Source organism: Streptomyces sp. Ru62 (assembly GCF_002920615.1).
GTDB lineage: Bacteria > Actinomycetota > Actinomycetes > Streptomycetales > Streptomycetaceae > Streptomyces.
This window is the reverse complement of record NZ_PQSU01000006.1, coordinates 239,277-258,211: the sequence shown is the minus strand read 5'-3', so window position 1 is coordinate 258,211 and position 18,935 is coordinate 239,277. Positions and strand designations below refer to the sequence as shown.

14 protein-coding genes are annotated in these 18,935 nt (G+C 72.2%); 7 read left to right on the top strand and 7 right to left on the bottom strand.

The genetic code is table 11. From position 1 onward, the window contains the following. Window positions 1-14: 14 nt before the first annotated feature. Window positions 15-2,735: an AAA family ATPase gene (locus tag C3492_RS10960; protein WP_258055613.1), complete on the bottom strand. Its 2,721-nt coding sequence runs from the start codon at window positions 2,733-2,735 to the stop codon at window positions 15-17. A 223-nt stretch (window positions 2,736-2,958) separates the two neighbouring features. Here C3492_RS10960 and C3492_RS10955 point away from each other — a divergent pair, with 223 nt between their 5' ends. Further along, the gene (locus C3492_RS10955) at window positions 2,959-4,398 is read left to right on the top strand and encodes an aldehyde dehydrogenase (protein WP_103811520.1); all 1,440 of its coding nucleotides are present in this window, start codon (window positions 2,959-2,961) and stop codon (window positions 4,396-4,398) included. A 331-nt stretch (window positions 4,399-4,729) separates the two neighbouring features. Continuing rightward, window positions 4,730-5,257, top strand: coding sequence for a YbhB/YbcL family Raf kinase inhibitor-like protein (locus C3492_RS10950; RefSeq protein ID WP_103811519.1), 528 nt, complete (start codon window positions 4,730-4,732; stop codon window positions 5,255-5,257). 282 nt (window positions 5,258-5,539) lie between these two features. On the opposite strand, the gene C3492_RS10945 is transcribed toward C3492_RS10950, so the two are convergent. The 4 genes from C3492_RS10945 to C3492_RS10930 all read right to left on the bottom strand — a co-directional run bounded on the left by C3492_RS10945 (window position 5,540) and on the right by C3492_RS10930 (window position 10,138). After that, window positions 5,540-6,811, bottom strand: a complete 1,272-nt coding sequence (locus C3492_RS10945) for an MFS transporter (protein WP_258055612.1) — start codon at window positions 6,809-6,811, stop codon at window positions 5,540-5,542. Window positions 6,812-6,878: 67 nt separating this feature from the next. Further along, entirely contained in the window at window positions 6,879-7,490 is a 612-nt protein-coding gene (locus tag C3492_RS10940) for a flavodoxin family protein (protein WP_103811518.1), read from the bottom strand. A 93-nt stretch (window positions 7,491-7,583) separates the two neighbouring features. Continuing rightward, window positions 7,584-8,453 (bottom strand): aldo/keto reductase, encoded by an 870-nt coding sequence (locus C3492_RS10935; protein ID WP_103811517.1) that lies wholly within the window; start codon window positions 8,451-8,453, stop codon window positions 7,584-7,586. A 653-nt stretch (window positions 8,454-9,106) separates the two neighbouring features. Beyond that, on the bottom strand, window positions 9,107-10,138 hold the full coding sequence (locus tag C3492_RS10930; RefSeq protein ID WP_103811516.1) for a zinc-binding alcohol dehydrogenase family protein: 1,032 nt from the start codon (window positions 10,136-10,138) through the stop codon (window positions 9,107-9,109). A gap of 137 nt (window positions 10,139-10,275) precedes the next feature. Between C3492_RS10930 and C3492_RS10925 the strand changes: the two genes are divergently transcribed. The 3 genes from C3492_RS10925 to C3492_RS10915 all read left to right on the top strand — a co-directional run bounded on the left by C3492_RS10925 (window position 10,276) and on the right by C3492_RS10915 (window position 14,486). Beyond that, window positions 10,276-10,632: a helix-turn-helix domain-containing protein gene (locus C3492_RS10925; protein ID WP_103811515.1), complete on the top strand. Its 357-nt coding sequence runs from the start codon at window positions 10,276-10,278 to the stop codon at window positions 10,630-10,632. 163 nt (window positions 10,633-10,795) lie between these two features. Next, window positions 10,796-11,629 (top strand): alpha/beta fold hydrolase, encoded by an 834-nt coding sequence (locus tag C3492_RS10920; RefSeq protein ID WP_103811514.1) that lies wholly within the window; start codon window positions 10,796-10,798, stop codon window positions 11,627-11,629. Between the two features lie 133 nt (window positions 11,630-11,762). After that, entirely contained in the window at window positions 11,763-14,486 is a 2,724-nt protein-coding gene (locus C3492_RS10915; RefSeq protein WP_103811570.1) for an AAA family ATPase, read from the top strand. Between the two features lie 200 nt (window positions 14,487-14,686). Here the strand turns inward: C3492_RS10915 and C3492_RS10910 are convergent, their stop codons facing one another. Both C3492_RS10910 and C3492_RS10905 read right to left on the bottom strand, forming a co-directional pair. After that, a complete protein-coding gene (locus C3492_RS10910; RefSeq protein WP_103811513.1) occupies window positions 14,687-15,616 on the bottom strand; it encodes an NADP-dependent oxidoreductase in 930 nt (309 codons plus the stop codon). 17 nt (window positions 15,617-15,633) lie between these two features. After that, window positions 15,634-16,104 (bottom strand): MarR family winged helix-turn-helix transcriptional regulator, encoded by a 471-nt coding sequence (locus C3492_RS10905; RefSeq protein WP_103811512.1) that lies wholly within the window; start codon window positions 16,102-16,104, stop codon window positions 15,634-15,636. Window positions 16,105-16,261: 157 nt separating this feature from the next. Here C3492_RS10905 and C3492_RS10900 point away from each other — a divergent pair, with 157 nt between their 5' ends. Next, window positions 16,262-17,482, top strand: coding sequence for an MFS transporter (locus tag C3492_RS10900; RefSeq protein WP_103811511.1), 1,221 nt, complete (start codon window positions 16,262-16,264; stop codon window positions 17,480-17,482). A 48-nt stretch (window positions 17,483-17,530) separates the two neighbouring features. Further along, window positions 17,531-18,568 (top strand): TIGR03571 family LLM class oxidoreductase, encoded by a 1,038-nt coding sequence (locus tag C3492_RS10895; RefSeq protein WP_103811510.1) that lies wholly within the window; start codon window positions 17,531-17,533, stop codon window positions 18,566-18,568. Window positions 18,569-18,935 lie beyond the last annotated feature (367 nt).

Here is an 18,935-nt window from a genome sequence, read left to right as displayed (position 1 = left end):
GGCCGTGCCTCGCGTCAGTCGGGCGTGTCGGACGCGAGGGCGGCGGCGAGCTGCGACCGCCGGTTGATCTGCAACTTCGCGTAGACCTTGTACAGGTGCGCTCCGACGGTGCGGTGGGAGAGGTACAGCTGGTCGGCGATCTGCCTGTTCGTGTACCCCTGGGCGGCCAGCCGGGCGACGTGCAGTTCCTGGGCGGTCAGCACGGCGCCGGCGTCGAAGGTCTGGCGCGGCTGCGTGGTCTGCACCGTGCTGCCGGCGGCGCCCAGCTCCCGTGCCGTTCGCCGCACGAGCGGTGCCGCGTGGTGGGACTCGAAGACGTGCAACGCGGCGGAGAGATGGCTGCGCGCCTCCACGATGCGGCGTTCCCGGCGCAGCCACTCGCCGAAGAACAACCGGGTCTTGGCCAGGTCGAGGAACGCGGTGGTCGCCTCACCGCGCTGTATCGCCCGTTCGAAGTGGACACGTGCGTCGGCGCCCTGCGCCAGAAGCGCCCGCGACCGTTCAACGAGCATCGCGAGATGGTCGGAGTCGTCGGACGCGAGGGCGGTCGTAGCCATGTCGAGCCATCCCTCCACCGCCTCGGGCCGGCCGGCTCGCACGGCCGTGTCGGCGAGGTCGCCGCCCGCCCACACACCGATGGGCGGGTGCTCGACGCATTCCAGCAAGTGGGCGAGCGCCTCGTCGGCGCGGCCCTCGTTCGCCGCCGCCTGAGCGGACGCCCAGGACGCCACGGCCGCCACCCTGGGGATCGGGGTGGGCCCGGACAGTTCGGTGCAGGTGTTCAGGGCGGCGGCCACGAGCTCGTGTTCGCCGCGCCACGCACGTGCGCGTGCGATGTTCGCGGCGGACAGGGCCCCGACCACCGGCACATCGAGGTCGTAGCTGAGGCGCAGCGCGAGTTCCGCGTCGGTCAGGCCGGCGGCGATCGCGTTGGCGGTCATGCGCACGGTGCTGCGTCCGGAGAGGGCCACCGCCACGTCCCCGGCCCGTGCCGACTGGTGGAACATGTCGACGCCGGCGCCCCAGACCCGGTCGGCGACGGCGAGGTCATGGGTGTCCTCGACGGCGAACGCGAGGCAGTTCAGCAGTGTCGCGTACCCCTCGCGGGCCTCCCGCTGCATGAACGACAGTGCCTTCTCGACGGAGCCGATCCGGTCCGCCGGGCTGACCAGGGCCAAGCCGATGTCCCGGAGCACCTGCTGCGGCTCGGTGCCGGCGTCGGCCCGGCGCAGTTCGTCCGCGATGGCTGTCGCGAGGTCGGGAGAGGTGTCCTGACGGAGGAAGCTGCGCACCGCGGCCCATGTGAGGACCTCGACCCGGTCGGCGGGATCGCCGAGTCTGCGCGACATCGCGACGAGTTCGTCGCCGCCGCGCCCCAGGAGTGCCGAGCTGCTGCCGGCGAGCATCCATTCGGTACGAGCGAACTGCACCGTCGACGCCTCGTCTTCGACGATCGGCCTCGCCTCGGCGAGCAGGGCCACGGCATCGGCCGTCGCGCCCGCCTGCCGAGCCGTTTCCGCTGCCATCACCGTGCGTCGCGCCCGGTCCGCCGCGACCGGGGTCAGCGCGGCCGCGCGTCGCCAGGCGGCGGCGGCTTCGGTCCGCGCACCCCGTCGGGCGGCCGTCACGGCGAGGGCTTCGAGTTCGGCGGCGACGCCCTCGTCCCATCCGGCGACGGCCGCGGCCCGGTGCTGGACGGCCCGTGCGGCATCGACGACGACGGCCGCCAGTTCGGTGTGCACGCGCGACCGTGCGCCGAAGTCGGCGTTGTCGTACACGGCTGAACCCACCAACGGGTGGCGGAACCTGTACGTGCCGGCGGTGAGCGTGATCAGTCCGAACCTCTCGGCCGGCGCGAAGTCGCCTTGGTCCAGGCCCAGGTTGCGGGCCGCCGTGAGCACTTCGTAGCTGCTCGAGTCCTCTCCCGCGGCGGCGACGAGGAGAGCGTGCCGCGTCGCCGGGGGCAGCAGGGCGACCTCGGCCAGGAACGACTCCTCCAGACGCCTGCCCATCGGAACCCGGCTCCCCTCGGCAGAGGGCGGCCCTTCGACCCAGGACGGGTTGGTCGACCATTCGGTCAGGGCGAGCGGGTTGCCCAGTGCGCGCTCGACCAGACGGCGCCGCTGCGGGAGCGTCAGCGCGGGCGCGTGCAGGGAGACCAGCTCCAGCGCGTCGTCCTGCCCGAGCGGCGTCAGGGGCACGTGGTGCTTGAAGTGCAGTTTGCGGTCGGGGTAGATGCGATCAGCCCGGCTGGTGGCCAGGAGCAGCGCCGGCATGACGCTCATGCGGGCCGCGAGGAAGGTGACGATGTCGGCTGTCGACCGGTCGAGCCAGTGCAGGTCCTCGACCAACAGCACGAGGGGATCTCGTGCCGCGGCTTCCTCCAGCAGTCCGAATGCGGCGAGCCCGGTGATGAAGCGGTCCGCCGGTTCCCCCTCCGCCCCGAACGCGACCTTGAGGGCCATGCGCTGGCGCGGCGGCAGAGCGTCGATACGGTCGAGCAGGGGCAGCAGCAGTTCGTGCAGCCCCTCGAAACCGGCCGCGCCGGCGCCACGGATGCCGTGGCAGGAAAGCACCGTGAAGCCGGACGCGGACGCGGCCTCGGCGACCGCGGACGCGAGTCTGCTCTTTCCGATACCCGCTTCCCCGTGCACGAGTACCGAGGCGCCGTGTCCCTCCCGCGCCGCGTCGACAAGGGCGGTCAGCTCTGCGAACTCCGATTCCCGCCCTATCACATAGCCACCCGTACCGATGTGTTGCGACGTGCGCTCGCTGCAAGTCGATCAATCGTACTATACGGCTCTTTTCAGCCAAGGCGACATATGCACGCTCGGGCGGGATGGTCGGCGGGCGCGGACCGAGCTTAACAAAACGTTGTTCTCTTGACTAAGAGAACGCCGTTCTCTTAACGTGGGGGCTTCCCGCTTCCCGGGCCACACCCCACGAGAAGGACTCTCAGTGATCACTTACGACAAGCTGTACATCGGCGGCCGCTGGACCGAGCCCGCCAAGAAGGACCTGCTGGAGGTCCGTTCCCCGCACGACCGGTCCCTGGTCGGGCTGGCCGCCGAGGCCACGAAGCCCGATGTGGACCTCGCCGTCGACGCCGCCCGCAAGGCCTTCGACGAAGGTCCCTGGCCCCGCCTGTCCCCGGCCGAACGCCAGAACGTCATCGCCCGCTTCAACGACCTCTACGCCAAGCGCGCCGAGGAGATCGCGGACCTCACCACCGCCGAGAACGGCAGCGCCCGCTGGTTCACCGGCTGGACCGCGGCCGCGCTGTCCCAGCAGACCGACGCCTTCCTGCGCGCCGCGGCCGCCCTGCCGTGGGAGGAGGAACTGCCGCGGACCGACGGCGCCACGGGCCGCATCCTGGTACGCCGGGAACCGGTCGGTGTCGTCGCGGCCGTCATCCCCTGGAACGCCCCGCACCAGTCCGCGCTCGTCAAGATCGTCCCCGCTCTCCTGGCGGGCTGCACCGTCGTGCTCAAGGCATCGCCCGAGAACGCCCTCGTCACGCTGCTGCTGGGGGAGATCCTCACCGCCGCGGGTGTCCCGGAGGGCGTGGTCAGCATCCTGCCCGCCGACCGCGCCACCAGCGAGTACCTCATCTCCCATCCCGGCATCGACAAGATCGCGTTCACCGGTTCGACGGGCGCCGGACGCGCCATCGCGGCCATCGCCGGCCGGCAGCTCAAGCGGGTGAGCCTGGAACTCGGCGGCAAGTCCGCCGCCATCGTGCGGGAGGACGCCGACCTCGACGCCATGGTGGAGGGCCTGAAGTTCCTCTCCTTCGCCAACAACGGCGAGGCCTGCGTCGCGCACACGCGGATTCTGGTGCACCGCAGCCGCTACGACGAGACCGTGGCCAAGCTGAAGGACCTCATCGAGTCGCTGACGGTCGGCGACCCCTCCGACCCCGCCACCTTCATCGGCCCGATGGTCAGGGCGGACCAGCAGGAACGCGTGCGTTCGTACATCGAGACGGGAATCCGCGAGGGCGCCCGCCTCGTCACCGGCGGCCCCGAGGTCCCCGCCGGTCTCAAAGACGGCTACTACGTCACCCCCACCCTCTTCGCCGACGTCGACAACTCCATGCGCATCGCACAGGAGGAGATCTTCGGCCCGGTGCTCGTGGTCATCCCGTTCGACGACGACGACCACGCGGTCCGCATCGCGAACGACTCCCCGTACGGCCTCGGCGGCGGCGTGTGGACGGCCGACGAGGACCGCGCCCTGGAGATCGCCCGGCGCATCCGCACCGGCACCTTCTCCGTCAACGGCGCGCCGTTCTCCTTCGACGGCCCCTTCGGAGGGTTCAAGAGCAGTGGCATCGGCAGGGAGTTCGGCACGGTCGGCCTGACCCAGTACGTCGAGTACAAGACGATCGCCGCCTGACCCCGCACCACCGCGACCACCACTTCCTCCGCACGAACACCTGCGAAGGCCGCGCCCCGCAGCGACTCCGTGGTCCGGCCGGGCGCCACCGGCCCGGAGCCGACGACCGCCGGACCGGTACCCGGACGCAGTCACCGCCCCCTTTCCGTCCTCGTCAGTCAATCGACGGATCACCGCTCCCGGTCCGCTCACGACGATGTATGTCAGTCGCGCCAACCGCGACCACGCGTCCAGCGGCAGCCGGCCGGGGCCGGAGCGCTGCCCGCGCACCGAGCAACGCGGCGGCACCCGCCCGCACTCCGGATCACCGCGCACACCGAGAGGAAGTCACATGTCCACTCCCTACGACCTCATCGCGAGAGTCCCTTCGTTCACGCTCACCAGTGCCGACTTCACCGACGGCGGAAGGCTTCCGCTCCCTCAGGCGAGCGGCGTCTTCGGGGCCGGCGGCACCGACACCTCGCCCCAGCTGAGCTGGTCGGGATTCCCCGAGGAGACCCGGAGTTTCGCCGTCACCGTCTACGACCCCACCGCCCCGACCGGCAGCGGTTTCTGGCACTGGGCCGTCGCCGACATCCCGGCCACGGTGAGCGAGCTGCCCTCCGGGGCCGGCGACGAGTCGGGCGCCGGACTGCCGGAGAAGGCCTGGCAGCTCCCCAACGACGCCGGCCTGAGGCGGTACATCGGAGCCGCCCCGCCCGCCGGCAGCGGCGAGCACACCTACTACATCGCCGTCCATGCCGTGGACGTGGAGACCCTGGGCCTCGACCACGGCGTTCCGCCGGCGTTCCTCGGCTTCAACCTCTCGGGTCACACGCTGGCCCGGGCGGTCATCACCGCCCGCTACTCCGTCGACTGACGCCCCTCCCCGGCCGACTGACGCCCGGACACCTCACCGGCCGCGACACTGCCCGTCGCGGCCGGTGAGGTGTCTGCCGAGCGCGTGAGCCGCGCCGAGACACCGTGACGTACGGTTCCCGTGGCCCGGGCCTGCCGCTCGCTCGACCTGGCCCGGGGGGACCAGGCGTCCGGTGTGCAGGATGCGCCGTCGGACACGTGTGCGCCGTCGCGTCCCTGGCGGGGGGGACGCGACGGCGTGCCCGGGTTCGGTCACCGGGGCCACACAGGGACTCGCGGTCTCTCAGATCTCCCGGGTGAGCCGCGTGCGGTCGTCCCGGCGTGATCTCAGGGCGAGCGAGAGGGCCGCGCTCGCGGCGAGGAGGGCCACGATCAGGCCGTAGACGGCGACGGTGGCGGTCAGTGGGACGAAGTCGCTGGCGATGCCCGCCACGAGGACCGGCGCGCCGTACGCCGTGTAGGCGACGAGGTAGACCGCGGCGAAGAGGCCGCCCCGGCTCGCGTTGTCCGCGAGCGGGCCCAGTATGCGCAGGGAGGAGCCGAAGGCAGCGCCCTGCCCGGAGCCGCCCAGCAGCGCGCCGGCGACGACGAGCGGGAGCCTCGCTGTCACGACGCCGATGACCGTGAGGACGGCGCCGGCGAACAGCAGGAGCGCGCCGGTGCGAGTGGCCAGCCCGGCGGACAGCCGGCCGAAGCCGATGCCGGCCACCGCCGCCGCCATCGGCTGGACGGCGACGATCGCACCGTTCACCGCCGCGTTGTGGATGCCGAAGACCGACGCGTCGAAGGACGGCGCCAGGCCGAGGAAGAGGCCGGAGAACATCCAGCCGGCGGCGACCAGGGGGGCCAGGGACCAGAACCATCCGCGGGCCGCGCGGACGACGCTCAGCCTCGGACGCAGCGAGGCCAGCACACCGGGGTGCCGGTCCGCCGTCTCCGGGGCGGCCAGCACGGAGGCGATGCCGTAGACGAGAACCACCGCCAGGCCGAGGAACACGATCGCCGTCGGATGGCTGCTGAACTGGACGGCCAGCCCGGCGAAGAGGGCGCCGAGGGCCAGCCCGCCCACGGGGGCCGCGCTGGTCAGCACGGTCATGACCGGCCGGTGCCGCGGGGCGGCGAGCTCGATGATCGCCGCCGTGAACGTACTGGTGGCCGCTCCCGTGGCCATGCCCTGCACGGCCCGCGCGGCGATGATCCAGCCGATGCCGTCGGCGGCCAGGAACAGCGCGCTGGTGACCAGCAACAGCAGCATGGCGCCGACCAGCACCGGCCGGCGGCCGATGTGGTCCGACACGGAACCCGCCACGAGCAGGGTCGCCAGCAGCGTCACCGCGTACACGGTGAACGCCGTGGTGAGCTGCCAGGCGGGGAAGCCCCACTCGCGCTGGTAGAGCACGAAGAGCGGGCTGCCGGCGCCGGCTCCGAAGGCGACGGCGATCGAGGCGATCACCACGCCGGCGGTGGCCAGGGGCCGGCCGCGGCCGGAGGGCGCAGCCGGGTCCGGAGAGGACGCCGGGGTCTGATGTGAGGAAGGGACTGCAGACAGCTTCACGGCGTCTCCTCGGGCCGCTTGTCCGGACGGGTCGGGCGGGGGCCGGCCCACAGGGTCACACCGGTGCTCAGACCGCCGCGGCGAGGGCCCGGCGCCCGGCGCTGATCAGAGCCGCCTGCCGGGCCACGCGCGCGCCCAGGTGTTCGGCCGTGGCGATGTCAGCGCCGTGGACGGTGTCCACTCCGCCGTCCATCGGGGTCTGCGCGCCCGCTCCGCTCCAGAAGCCGAGGCGGTTGAGGTCGTGCTCGGAGGCGCTGGTGGAGTTCCAGCCCGGAGCCAGTCCCAGGCTGACCCAGAGCATCCGGTGCTGGGCGGCGAAGGCGGCGAAGAACGCGAGGGTGTTGTTCTTGTCGCCGCTCTTGGAGGCCGAGTTGGTGAATCCCGCCGCCAGCTTGTCCGCCCACCGCCCCTCGGCCCAGCGGCCGCTGGTCGCTTCGGCGAAGGTGTGGAAGCCGGCCGAGGCGCCGCCCATGTAGGTGGGCGATCCGAAGATGATGGCGTCGGCGCCGTCCAGCCGCTGCCACTGTTCGTCGGTCACGGCGGTCACGTCCACGAAGGTCACGTCGGCGCCGGTCTGCTCGGCCCCGCGGCGGACCGCTTCGGCGAGCACCGCCGTGTGTCCGTAGCCGGAGTGGTAGGCGACGGCGACGGACGGGCGGGTGGAGGACGATTCGGACATGGAAGGCTCCTGTGAGAGTGAGTGTTCGGGGGAGGGGGAGGAGGCCGCGTGCCTCCCGGCCCCTGAGAGGGGCGTCGCGGGGGTGTCGCGTTCTCAGCCCCGGGAGAACGGGTCGCCCAGGGCGTCGTAGTCGGCCTGCGTCAGCTTCAGTGCGGCGGCCGCCACGTTCTCCTCCAGGTGCTCGACCGACGAGGTCCCGGGGATCGGCAGTACCACGGGCGAGCGGTGCAGCAGCCAGGCCAGCGCCACCTGGGAGGGTGAGGCGGCCAGGCGGGCCGCGACGCGGGCGAGCGGACCGCCCGGCCGGGCCAACTGCCCGGTGGCCAGCGGGAACCAGGGCAGGAACGCGATGTCGTTCGCCTCGGCGTACCGCAGGACGTCCTCGGAGTCGCGCTGGGCGATGTTGTACAGGTTCTGCACGGAGGCGACGGGCACGATGGCGCGGGCCCGCTCCAGCTCGTCGACGCCGACTTCGGAGAGCCCGACGTGGGCGACCTTGCCCTCGTCGCGCAGCTCCTTGAGGACGCCGATCTGCTCCTCGAAGGGCACCGCGGGGTCGACGCGGTGCAGCTGGAACAGCGGAATGCGCTCCAGACCCAGTCGGCGGAGGCTGGACTCCGCCTGCCGCCGCAGGTGGTCGGGCCGGCCGTTCATCCGCCACTGCCCGGGGCCGGGTCGGGTGAACCCGGCCTTGGTGGCGATGACCAGGTTCTCCGGGTACGGGTGCAGTGCCTCGCGCAGGAGCTCCTCGGCCGTCTCGGGTCCGTAGGAGTCGGCGGTGTCGAACAGGGTCACGCCCAGCTCCACGGCACGGCGCAGGACGCGCACACCCCGGTCCGGGTCGGGGAACGGACCCCACACTCCGGGACCCGTCAACTGCATGGTCCCGTAAGCGAGTCGGTTGACCACGAACTCACCGCCGAGGGTGAACGACCCGGATGACTCCGCTGAGATGGTGCTCATGTCTCGCTGCCTTTCTCGTCCGGGCCGCCCGCCCTCGGGGCGGCCCCGGCACCGTGGCGGTGCCGTGTTGTCTGTGCGTGTGGCCTCACCGCGCCGGCACGGAACCCCCGGCGGCGCGTGCGCGGCCGGCGTCACACCGGCGATCGCGACGCCGTGGTCGCGTCGGCGCGGCAGTCCGGAGCCGTCCACCCGCAGCGTCCGCGCAGTGCTGAGAGGCGGGGACCATCACCTCTCCTCGGCGAACCGTGACAGTGTCGGGGACTGGATGAGGGCCGCCGACGGGCCACGGGTCGGTCCGGGGCGGTCCGCCGGCCGCGTGGCCGACCCCGTCGTCGGGCCCCTCGCTACCGGCCCGACCAGCATGTCCGTCGTTTGTGGATACTTTGTGGGATCCGTTCGGGGCACGTTGCCGGCCGGGCGTGCCGCCCGCGACACCCGTCCGCCGTGGTGGGCCGGGAACTCCGCACCAGTGCCGTGGGCGTCCGGGCACCGGTCGGCCACCCCCGCGCCCCCTCCGCCGCCGCGCCGCCGGGGCGGAGCCCGTCGCGTACCCCCGGGGCGGAGCCCGGCGGGCCGGCCGTGCGGGACCGGACGGGCCGGCCGGGACGCGTCTCCCGGAAGACCCCGCGCAGCCGCCGCCCCCGCCGCCCGGCTCAGAAGCCGGTCATCGTGATCTTGCCGATCGCCTTGCCCGACTCCAGGACGCGGTGCGCCTCGCGCAGGTGCTCGGCGTTGATCGTGCCGAGGTCGGTGGTGGCGGTGGTGGTGAGGATGCCCGCGTCGACCAGGCGGGCGATCTGGTCGAGGATGTGCCGCTGCACCGCCTGGTCGGGCGTCTGGTGGAGCGAGCGCGTGAACATGAACTCCCAGTGGAACGAGATGCTCTTGGACTTGAGCACACCGATCTCGACCGGGCCGAAGTCGTCGATGGCGACGAGCCGTCCGAGCGGCTTGAGCATGTCCGCGTAGGCGGTCAGGTTCCGGTCCGTGCCGGCGGTGCTGAAGACGAAGTCCACTCCGCCCGGTGCCACCTCGGCCACCTGCGGGGGCAGGGGCTCGCGGTGGTCGACGACATGGGACACCCCCATGCGGCGGGCGAACTCGGCGGTCTCCGGGCGCGAGGCGGTACCGATCACCGTCAGGCTGGTCAGCGCGCGCGCCAGCTGGGCCACCATCGCACCGACACCGCCCGCGGCCGCGGTGACCAGCAGGGTGCCGGTCTTCTCCAGGGCTCCCTCGCGCAGGCCGAGGTGCTCGAAGAGGCCCTCCCACGCGGTGAGCGACGTCAGCGGCAGGGCCGCCGCCTCGGCGAAGGAGAGGGTGGCCGGCTTGTGACCGGCGATGCGTTCGTCCACGGTGTGGAAGAGGGCGTTGGTGCCGGGCCGGTCGATGGCTCCCGCGTAGAAGACCTCGTCGCCGACCTCGAACGCCTCCACCTCGTCGCCGACGGCGACGACCGTGCCCGCGGCGTCCCACCCGAGGACCTTGGGCTCGCCGCCCGGGTCGTTGTTCTGCCGCACCTTGTAGTCCACCGGGTTGACCGCGATGGCCTCGACCCGCACGAGCAGGTCGCGGGGGCCGGGCTGCGGCACCGGCAAGGTGACGTCGACCAGGCTCTCGGTGTCGTCCACGGGAAGGCTCTTGCGGTAGGCGACCGCCGGCATGGTGGTGGGGATCTCACTCATCTCTCGCTCCTGATGGTGCCGTAGGTGCTGGCTGTGGCGATAACGTAGACCGGGGGAGGTAGTAACTTTCAACGGAACCTACTTCCCTTTGGGAAGTAAGCTGGTAGAGGCCGATTCAGGAGCGGAGGACGCGTCCGTTGGCGACGACATGCGTATCCGAACGACACGACCACCACGACGTCTACGCGGCCCAGTGCCCCTGCCGCGAGGTGCTGGACCTGCTGGCCAACAAGTGGTCGGCGCTGGCGATCGGGGCGATGGAGGAGGGACCCCAGCGCTTCGGAGCGCTCCAGCGGCGCCTGGAGGGCGTCAGCCCCAAGGTGCTCACCTCCACGCTCCGCCGCCTGGAGGAGAAGGGGTTCGTGGACCGGACCATCTACCCCGCGGTGCCCCTGCACGTGGAATACGCGCTCACGGACCTGGGACGCAGCGTGGCCCAGCCGCTCGCCCAGCTGCGGAGCTGGGTGGAGGACCACGTCGACGAGATCGCCTAGGCGCGACCGGAGGTCCGCGTGCCCTCGTCGCGGTGTCCGTGGACCTCCCCGCCGGTGCCGGCGCCGGGCGGCCTACGGTCAAATGCCCTATGGCGCCGACGTGTCAGGGCGGCACACTCGACGACGTCCGTGGTCTTCGCACTCCCCATGATGAGGAACCCAGATGTACGTCGACGCCCCCAATCAGGTGATCGATGCGGCCAACGGCGTCCGGTACGCGTACCGCCGCTGTGGCCCCACCGGCTCGCCGCCGCTCCTACTGCTCCAGCACTTCCGAGGCACGCTGGACAGCTGGGACCCGGCGCTCGTCGATGCTCTGGCCGCCGAGCGTGACGTCATCACCTTCGACAACGCCGGGGTGGGCCTCAGCACCGGTCAGGTGTGCCGCACCGTCCGGGACCTGGCGGTGGACACGCTCGCCTTCCTGACGGCGCTCGGACTGCGGCAGGCGGACGTGCTGGGCCATTCGATGGGCGGCTTCACCGCACAGGAGCTGGCTCTGCTCCGTCCCCGCGCGGTCCGCCGCCTGGTGCTCGCCGCCACCGCCCCCCGGGGTGGCCCCGGCATCCACGGTTACCCGGACGACGTGCTGGGCCACGCCGGCTTCGAGCGGCTCGGCATACAGGACTACCTCTACGTCTTCTTCCACCACACCGCGACGAGCCAGCGCAGCGGCCTGGAGTTCGTCGGCCGTTACCTGGAACGCGAGCGGGGCCGGGACCTCCCGGTCACCGCGGCGGTCCGAGCGGCACAGTACGAGGCCGTGGCCGAGTGGGGCGTACCCGACCACACGGCCCTCCAGCGGCTCACGGCCATCGACAACCCCGTGTTCGTGGCCGGGGGCGACAGCGACCTGGTGCTGCCGACGGCGACGTCCCACCTGTTGGCGGGGCTGCTGCCGGACGCCCGGCTGAAGACCTACCCGGACTCGGGTCACGGTTTCCTCTTCCAGCACCACACGGAGTTCGCGCGGGACGTGCTGGCGTTCCTGCGCTGAGCGGCGCCCCGTCACCGGGCTCCGTGCTCGGAACCAGTCACGTGACCGATGCGTGCGCGGCCCCCGGTTTGCCAGGATTCCCGTGCCGGCGGAGCGCACGTGGCGCGCCGGCGTTGGAGGAGTTGTGTCGCTGGTGGGTCGCACGTCCGAACTGCGTGCTCTCGAAGCAGTCCTTGCCGAGGGGAACGTCGACGGCGAGGCACTGCTGCTCCTGGGCGACCCGGGGGTCGGGAAGAGCGTGCTGCTGGACGCCGTGGCGAGCGCCGCACGGGCCAACGGGGTGAACGTGCTCCGGGTGGTCGGTGTGGAGGCGGAAGAGGACCTCGCCTTCTCCGCCCTGCATCAGCTCCTGTACCCGCTGCTCGACCAGCTGCCCGGTATCCCCGCCTTCCAGGCCGGGGTGCTGGAGCAGGCGCTGTCCATCCGCCAGGGCTCCGCACCCGGCCGGTTCGCGATCTCCGCGGCGGCCCTGGCCCTGCTGCAGGCGGCGGCCGGAAGAGAGCCCCTGTGCGTCGTGGTGGACGACGTCCACTGGATCGACCGGTCCAGCGCCGAGGTCCTGATGTTCGTGGCCCGCCGGCTGGGCGGCTGCCGGGTCGCCTTCATCATGGCGGCGCGCAGCGGGTGGAACGGATTCGTCGACCCCACGGGGCTGCCCGTGCTCGCCGTGCCTCCGCTGAACCTCCAGGACGCGCGGATGCTGCTCGAACGCAGCCATCCCGGCCTCGCGGAGTCCGCCCGGCAGCGGATCCTCGACGAGGCCGAGGGAAACCCGCTGGCGCTGATAGAGCTGCCGGAACAACTCAAGCCGGCCCAACGCCAGGGCCGTGAGCTGCTCCCGGCCAACCTTCCGCTCAGCTCACGCCTGGAGAGCGTGTTCGCCGACCGAGTCCTGCTTCTCACCCCGGCCACGCGCTTCTTCCTGCTGCTGGTCGCGCTGGACGGTCAGCGCAGGGGCAATGTGCGGCAGATCCGGGCGGCGCTGCGCGCCGCCGGCGAACCGTGGGACGACACCCTCCTGGAGGACGGCGAACGCAGCGGACTGCTGCGGATCGACCACATGGAGGACCGTGTGTCCTTCCGCCATCCCATGGCGCGCTCCTGCCTGGTACACATGTCGCCGAGCGGGCGGCGCAGGGCCGCGCACCGGGCCCTGGCCGCGGTCATGGACGACACCTCCGAACGTCGTGCCTGGCACCTGGCCCACGCCGCGGAGGGTCCCGACGAAGCGGTCGCGCTGGAACTCACCAGGGCCGCCCAGCGGGCTCTGGCCCGCGGCGGTGCGGCCGAGGCCGCGGTGGCATTCCGCCGGGCGGCCGAGCTCAGCCCCGACGGGAAGGCTCGCGCCCGGCGACTGGACGAGGCGGCGTTCGCCGCCGGCGTCAGCGGTCAGCTGGCGACGGCCAGCGAACTGGTCACCGCCGGGTCGGCGGAGACCCTGCGGGGCGCGGCGGCCGCCGCCTACGTGCTGTTCCACCGGGACGGCGACGTCGACGCGGTGTTCCACACGTTGCTGCCCGCGCTGAACGAGGCGCCGTACAGCACGCGTTCCGACGACCTGGCCGCCTACGACGACGCCTTCTACGTACTGCTCAACTCGGCCGTGTGGGCGAACCGTCCGGACCTGTGGCCCCCCGTGGAGCGGATGCTGGACCGGGTGTCCGACATCGCGCGCATGTGCTTCGACTGCGTCGCCGACCCGGCACGCACGGCTCATGACGTGCGGGAACGACTCGACCGTGCGACGGCCGCGCTGTCACCGCACACACCTTTCTGGCGGGTCAACTGGCTCATCTACACCGCTCTGTACCTGGACGCCTTCAGCTACTACGACGACGTGTGGCGGGACTTCGTGGGCCAGGCGGCCTACGACAGCCAGCGGTTCGTGCTCCTCGCCCGCGCCCACGACGCGTTCATGAGGGGTGACTGGGACACCACCCTGGTCATCGCCACCGAGGGTACCGGCGATGCCGCGGAGCACGAATACAACTTCACCCACATGATGTTCACCTACGGACTGGCCTCCGTCGCCGCCGGACGGGGTGACGAGGAGGCGCTGCGCAGGCACTGCGACGCCATCACCGCGTGGGCGGGGCCGAGAAGGGTCCGGCTGCTGCTGGCGGCGGTCGCCGAGACCCGCGTCACCACCGCCATCGGCCGCGGCGACTTCGAAGAGGCCTACCAGCAGGCGGTGTTGCTGACCCCGCCCGGTCAGCTCCCCGCCTACTACCCGCACGTGCAGCGGGTCTTCCTCGACCTGGTGGAGTCGGCCGTGCGCACCGGGCGGACCGCCGACGCGCGGGCCCACGTCGAGGCCGGCCGGCAAGCCCGTCTGGGCGCCATATCGCCGCACCACGAGATCATCCTCGCGGTGGCCGCAGCGGTCGCCGCGGCGGACGAGGACGCCGGAGAGCTCTACGAGGCCGCGCTCGCCGTACCGGACGCGTCCCTGTGGGCCTATGAGTACGCGCGGCTCCGTCTCCTCTATGGCGAATGGCTGCGCCGGCGCCGGGACTACACCGCTTCCCGAGTCCACCTCAGCGTGGCCCTGGACCTGTTCGAGCACCGTCTCAAGGCGCCGTTGTGGGCGAAGCGGGCGCGCGAGGAGCTGCGTGCCGCCGGCGTCGGTGTGCCGGTACCGGAGGGCAGGGCGGCGGTGCCGATGAGCGCGCAGGAGCGCCGGATCGCCGAACTGGCGGCCGGCGGGCTGTCGAACAAGGAGATCGGACGCAGGCTCAACATCTCCCCGCGCACGGCCGGCGCCCACCTGTACCGGGTCTTCCCGAAACTCGGCATCACCTCCCGCGCGGCGCTGCGTGACGCCCTGGCCGCACTCGACCAACGGCAGACGCGGTGACCGGCCGGCCGGCCCCAAGGACCAGGGCACAGGCTCCGCCGGCCGTCGGGGTCTCCGCGGCCGGGACCCCGAGCCGGTAAGGCGGGCGTGCGCGAACGGCCGGTCCGGCGTGCGGCAGGCCGGGCCCCGGTTCGACCTCGGCTGGAGCGACCGGGTGGGTGTTGTCAGGACGTGCTCCTTCGCACAGGGGCCGGGGCCGCTCAGCGCCCGGGGACCGACAGGACGAGCTTTCCCCTGGTGTGACCGCCCTGGCTGATGCGCCACGCTTCCGCGGCCTCGGGGAGGGGCAGTACGCGGTCGAGGGGGACGGTCAGCCGGCCGTCGTCGGCCAGGGCGGCCAGGGCGTCGAGATCGGCCCGGTCCGGCCGTACCCACACGTAGTGCCCGCCCTTGGCGGCGGCTTCCGGGTCGACGACGGAGGCCAGCCGGCCGGGGTCGTCCAGCAGGTCCAGCGAGACGTCCACCGCGTCGTGCCCGGCGAAGTCCACAGCGGCGTCCACCCCTTGGGGGGCCTGCTCACGGACACGGTCGCGCAGACCGGGCCCGTAGGTCACGGGGACGGCACCCAGAGACCGGACGAAATCGTGGTTGCGCTCGCTCGCCGTCGCGATGACCCGCGCCCCGAGGGCGGTGGCGATCTGGACCCCGAACGAGCCGACACCCCCGGCCGCGCCGTGGACGAGCACCGTCTCGCGCGGCTGGAGGCCGACGCGCTGGACGGCCTGGTAGGCGGTGAGCCCCGCGAGGGGTACGCCCGCCGCCTCCTCCCAGCTGAGCGAGGCGGGCTTGGGGGCCAGCAGGCGCACGTGCGCGGAGACCAGCTCGGCATAGGCGCCGAACTGGGCCCAGTCCTTGCGGATGTAGCCGAAGACCTCGTCACCGGGGGCGAACTCGGTGACGTCGAAACCCACTCGCTCGACGACGCCGGCCACGTCCCAGCCGGGAATCAGCGGGAAGCCGGTCTCCATGACGGCGTCGAGCCGCCCTTCGGCGAGCTTCCAGTCGACCGGGTTGACCCCGGCCGCCTTCACCCGGACGAGGACTTCACCGGGTGCCACTTTGGGGTCCGGCAGCTCTGTCCATTCGAGGTCTTCGGTACGGCCGTACCGGCGCAGTGCCATGGCTTTCATGTGCGGATGCGCTCCTTTCAGGCGGCGACTGCGATCGGGGTGGGCGGCGACTGCAGGGCCCGGACCAGCGGTTCGAGCCTGGCGTCCTGAGCCGTTTCGGCGAGTGCAGCCCGCAGGGCGGTGTCGTGTGTGGGACGCGCGGCCGCGAGCAGCTGTCTGCCGGCGTCGGTGACGTCGGTGTAGATCCCGCGGCGGTCGGTGGGGCACAGGTAGCGCGACAGCAGCCCGCGGTCCTCCAGGCGGGTGACCAGGCGCGTGGTGGCGCTCTGGCTGAGGACGACGGCGTCGGCGACCTGTTTCATCTGCAGGTGCCCTCCCTCTCCGTCGTGCTGCCGGCTGAGTACGTCGAGCAGCGCGTACTCACGGGCGCTCAGGCCGTGACCGGCTTCCAGAGCGCGTTCGAGGTGTGCCTCGATCCTGCCGTGCAGCAGGGAGAGGGCGCACCAGCCCTGAGCCAGGACGGAGAGCGCTGGGGCGGTGGCGGTCACAGGAGCCTCCTTCGGCGGCGGGCCGGTCACCTGGCAGCATACTTGCGTGCACTGTCTATTGCAATGACCGGCATACTGCGCTTGCAGATATAGAGCGTCTGCAACTATTGTGTCCGCACGTAAGCGTCCAACGCAATCGTTCGGAAGGTCTCTGCCCATGCCTCTCGCGCTCCTGGCCCTGGCCATCGGGGCCTTCGGGATCGGCACCACCGAGTTCGTGATCATGGGCGTGCTGCCCCAGGTCGCGGACGACTTCGGCGTCAGCATCCCCACCGCCGGCTGGCTGGTGTCCGGCTACGCGCTCGGCGTCGTCATCGGTGCCCCGCTGCTCACCGTGCTCGGCACCAGGGTGTCCCGCAAGAAGATGCTCATGTTCCTCATGGGCCTGTTCATCGTGGGCAACGCCCTCTCGGCCCTCGCCCCGAGTTTCGGCCTCATGCTCATCGGCCGGGTCATCGCCTCCCTCGCACACGGCGCGTTCTTCGGCATCGGCTCCGTGGTCGCCGCCGACCTGGTCGCCCCCGAGAAGAAGGCCTCCGCCATCTCCCTGATGTTCATGGGCCTGACCGTCGCCAACATCGTCGGCGTCCCCGGCGGCACCTCCATCGGACAGGCCGCCGGCTGGCGCCTCACCTTCGCCCTCGTCGCCGCCCTCGGCGTCATCGGCCTCCTCGGCGTCGCCCGGCTCGTCCCCGAGCAGGGCAGGCCCGAGGCCGGGAACGTCCGTGCGGAACTCGCCGCCTTCAAGAACGTGCAGGTCTGGCTCGCCATGGCGATGACCGTCCTCGGCTACGGCGGTGTCTTCGCGGCCATCACCTACATCACGCCGATGATGACCCGGGTGGCCGGCTACACGGAGGGCGCCGTGACCTGGCTGCTCGTCCTGTTCGGCGTCGGCATGTTCCTCGGCAACCTGCTCGGCGGCAAGTTCGCCGACCGGGCCCTGATGCCGATGCTCTTCACCACCCTGGCGAGCCTCGCCGCGGTACTGCTGCTGTTCACCGCGACCGCCCACCACAAGGTCCTCGCCGCCCTCACGCTCACCCTGATCGGCGCGCTCGGCTTCGCCACGGTGCCGCCGCTGCAGAAGTGGGTCCTCGACCAGGCCTCGGCCGCCCCGACCCTGGCCTCGGCCGCCAACATCGGCGCCTTCAACCTCGGCAACGCGCTGGCCGCCTGGCTCGGCGGTGTGGTGATCGCGGCCGGACTCGGCTACACCTCGCCGAACTGGGTCGGCGCCCTGCTCTCCGGCACGGCCCTGCTGCTGTCCTTCCTCGCCGCGTTCCTGGACCGCCGCACGCGCCGGGACTCCGGCAGCGTCGTGGCCGGTTCCCCGCACGCGCCGGCCCAGCGGACCAGCGCCTCCATCGCCCACTGACCCGCCGCCCACCTGGCCGGACCAGCCCCTGACCGAAGGTGTCCTCCGATGTCTCTGACTCCTCCTGCCCTCAAGCGGCTCGTTAACCCCGCGGGTCTGCCGACCCTGGGCCTTGAGCTCCCCCTCGACAATGACTGGGGCCACACGCGTCTGCGTGCCGACCGGGCCGCCGGCCGTCCCTTCGGCGTCCCCGACCTCACCCGTCACACCGAACTGGCGCGCCTCGCCGACACTCTGGGCTTCGCGAGCCTGTGGGTGCGGGACGTGCCCCTGTACGACCCCGAGCAGTTCGGCGACGCCGGCTCCGTCTTCGAGGCCTTCACCCATCTGGGTCACCTCGCGGCCGTCACCGAGCGGGTCGTGCTCGGGACCGGCGCCATCGTGCTGCCGCTGAGGCAGCCGCTGCTCGTCGCGAAGGCGGCGGCCACCGTCGACGTCCTCTCCGGCGGCCGGTTCGTACTCGGGCTGGCCAGCGGCGACCGGCCGGTGGAGTACCCCCTGTTCGGCGAGGACTTCGAGGCTCGCGGTGCCACGTTCCGCAAGGGCGTGGAGATCCTGCGGGAGGCCTGGGCCACCCGGCCGAGCGGGCAGGGCATCAGCCTGCCCGACCTCGGACTCGGCGCCGAGCGCCACCTCGACGTACTGCCCAAGCCGACGGGCCGGGCCGTACCCGTCGCCATCGCGGGGCATGCGCAGCAGTCCCCGGAGTGGATCGCGCGGAACGCCGACGCCTCCCTCAACTACCCCCGCCCTCTGGGCGCTCTGCGGCTGAAGACCCGCGAGTGGCAGCAGCTCACCGCCGGGGCCCCCAAGCCGTACCTCACCCCGATGCAACTGGACCTCACCGAGGACCCGGCCGTCGCCGCGACCGCGATCCGGCTCGGCCTGCGCACCGGGCGTGAGGCCCTGATCGAGCACCTGCGGGAGATGGGCGGGCTGGGCGTCACCCACGTCTCCTTCAACCTGCGCCCGGGCGACCGCCCCGTCGAGGAGGTCCTCCAGGAACTCGCCGAAACGGTGCTGCCGCACTTCCCCACCCCGGACGCGGCGAGCACGACCGGTGCGGACGCTGTCGCCGCGCTCTGACGGCACCGGGCAACGGCCCCGCAGCGCCCTCGCCCCTCCGGAGCGTGCCTGTGATCCTCCGTGTCCTGGGGGAGCCGAACGCCACCGCGGCCCGGCTGTGCGCCGGCCGCCCCCGGTCACGTCAGGCCGTCCGGCGCCGTCCCCTTCCGGGAGCAACCTCGGCGGAACGGCCGGCGATCCTCACCCCGGTGGATCGCTCCCGACGGAAGGAGGCGTACCTTTCCGGTGGATCGACCGACAGGTCGTCGAACAAGGCCGACATCGCCGCGCCGGTCAGGAAGGCATGCCGATGCTCACACCGGTGAACGAGGACGGTACGACGCCCAGCGGAAGAGCGGCCGAAGTCGACGTCCTCGAACACTCCGAG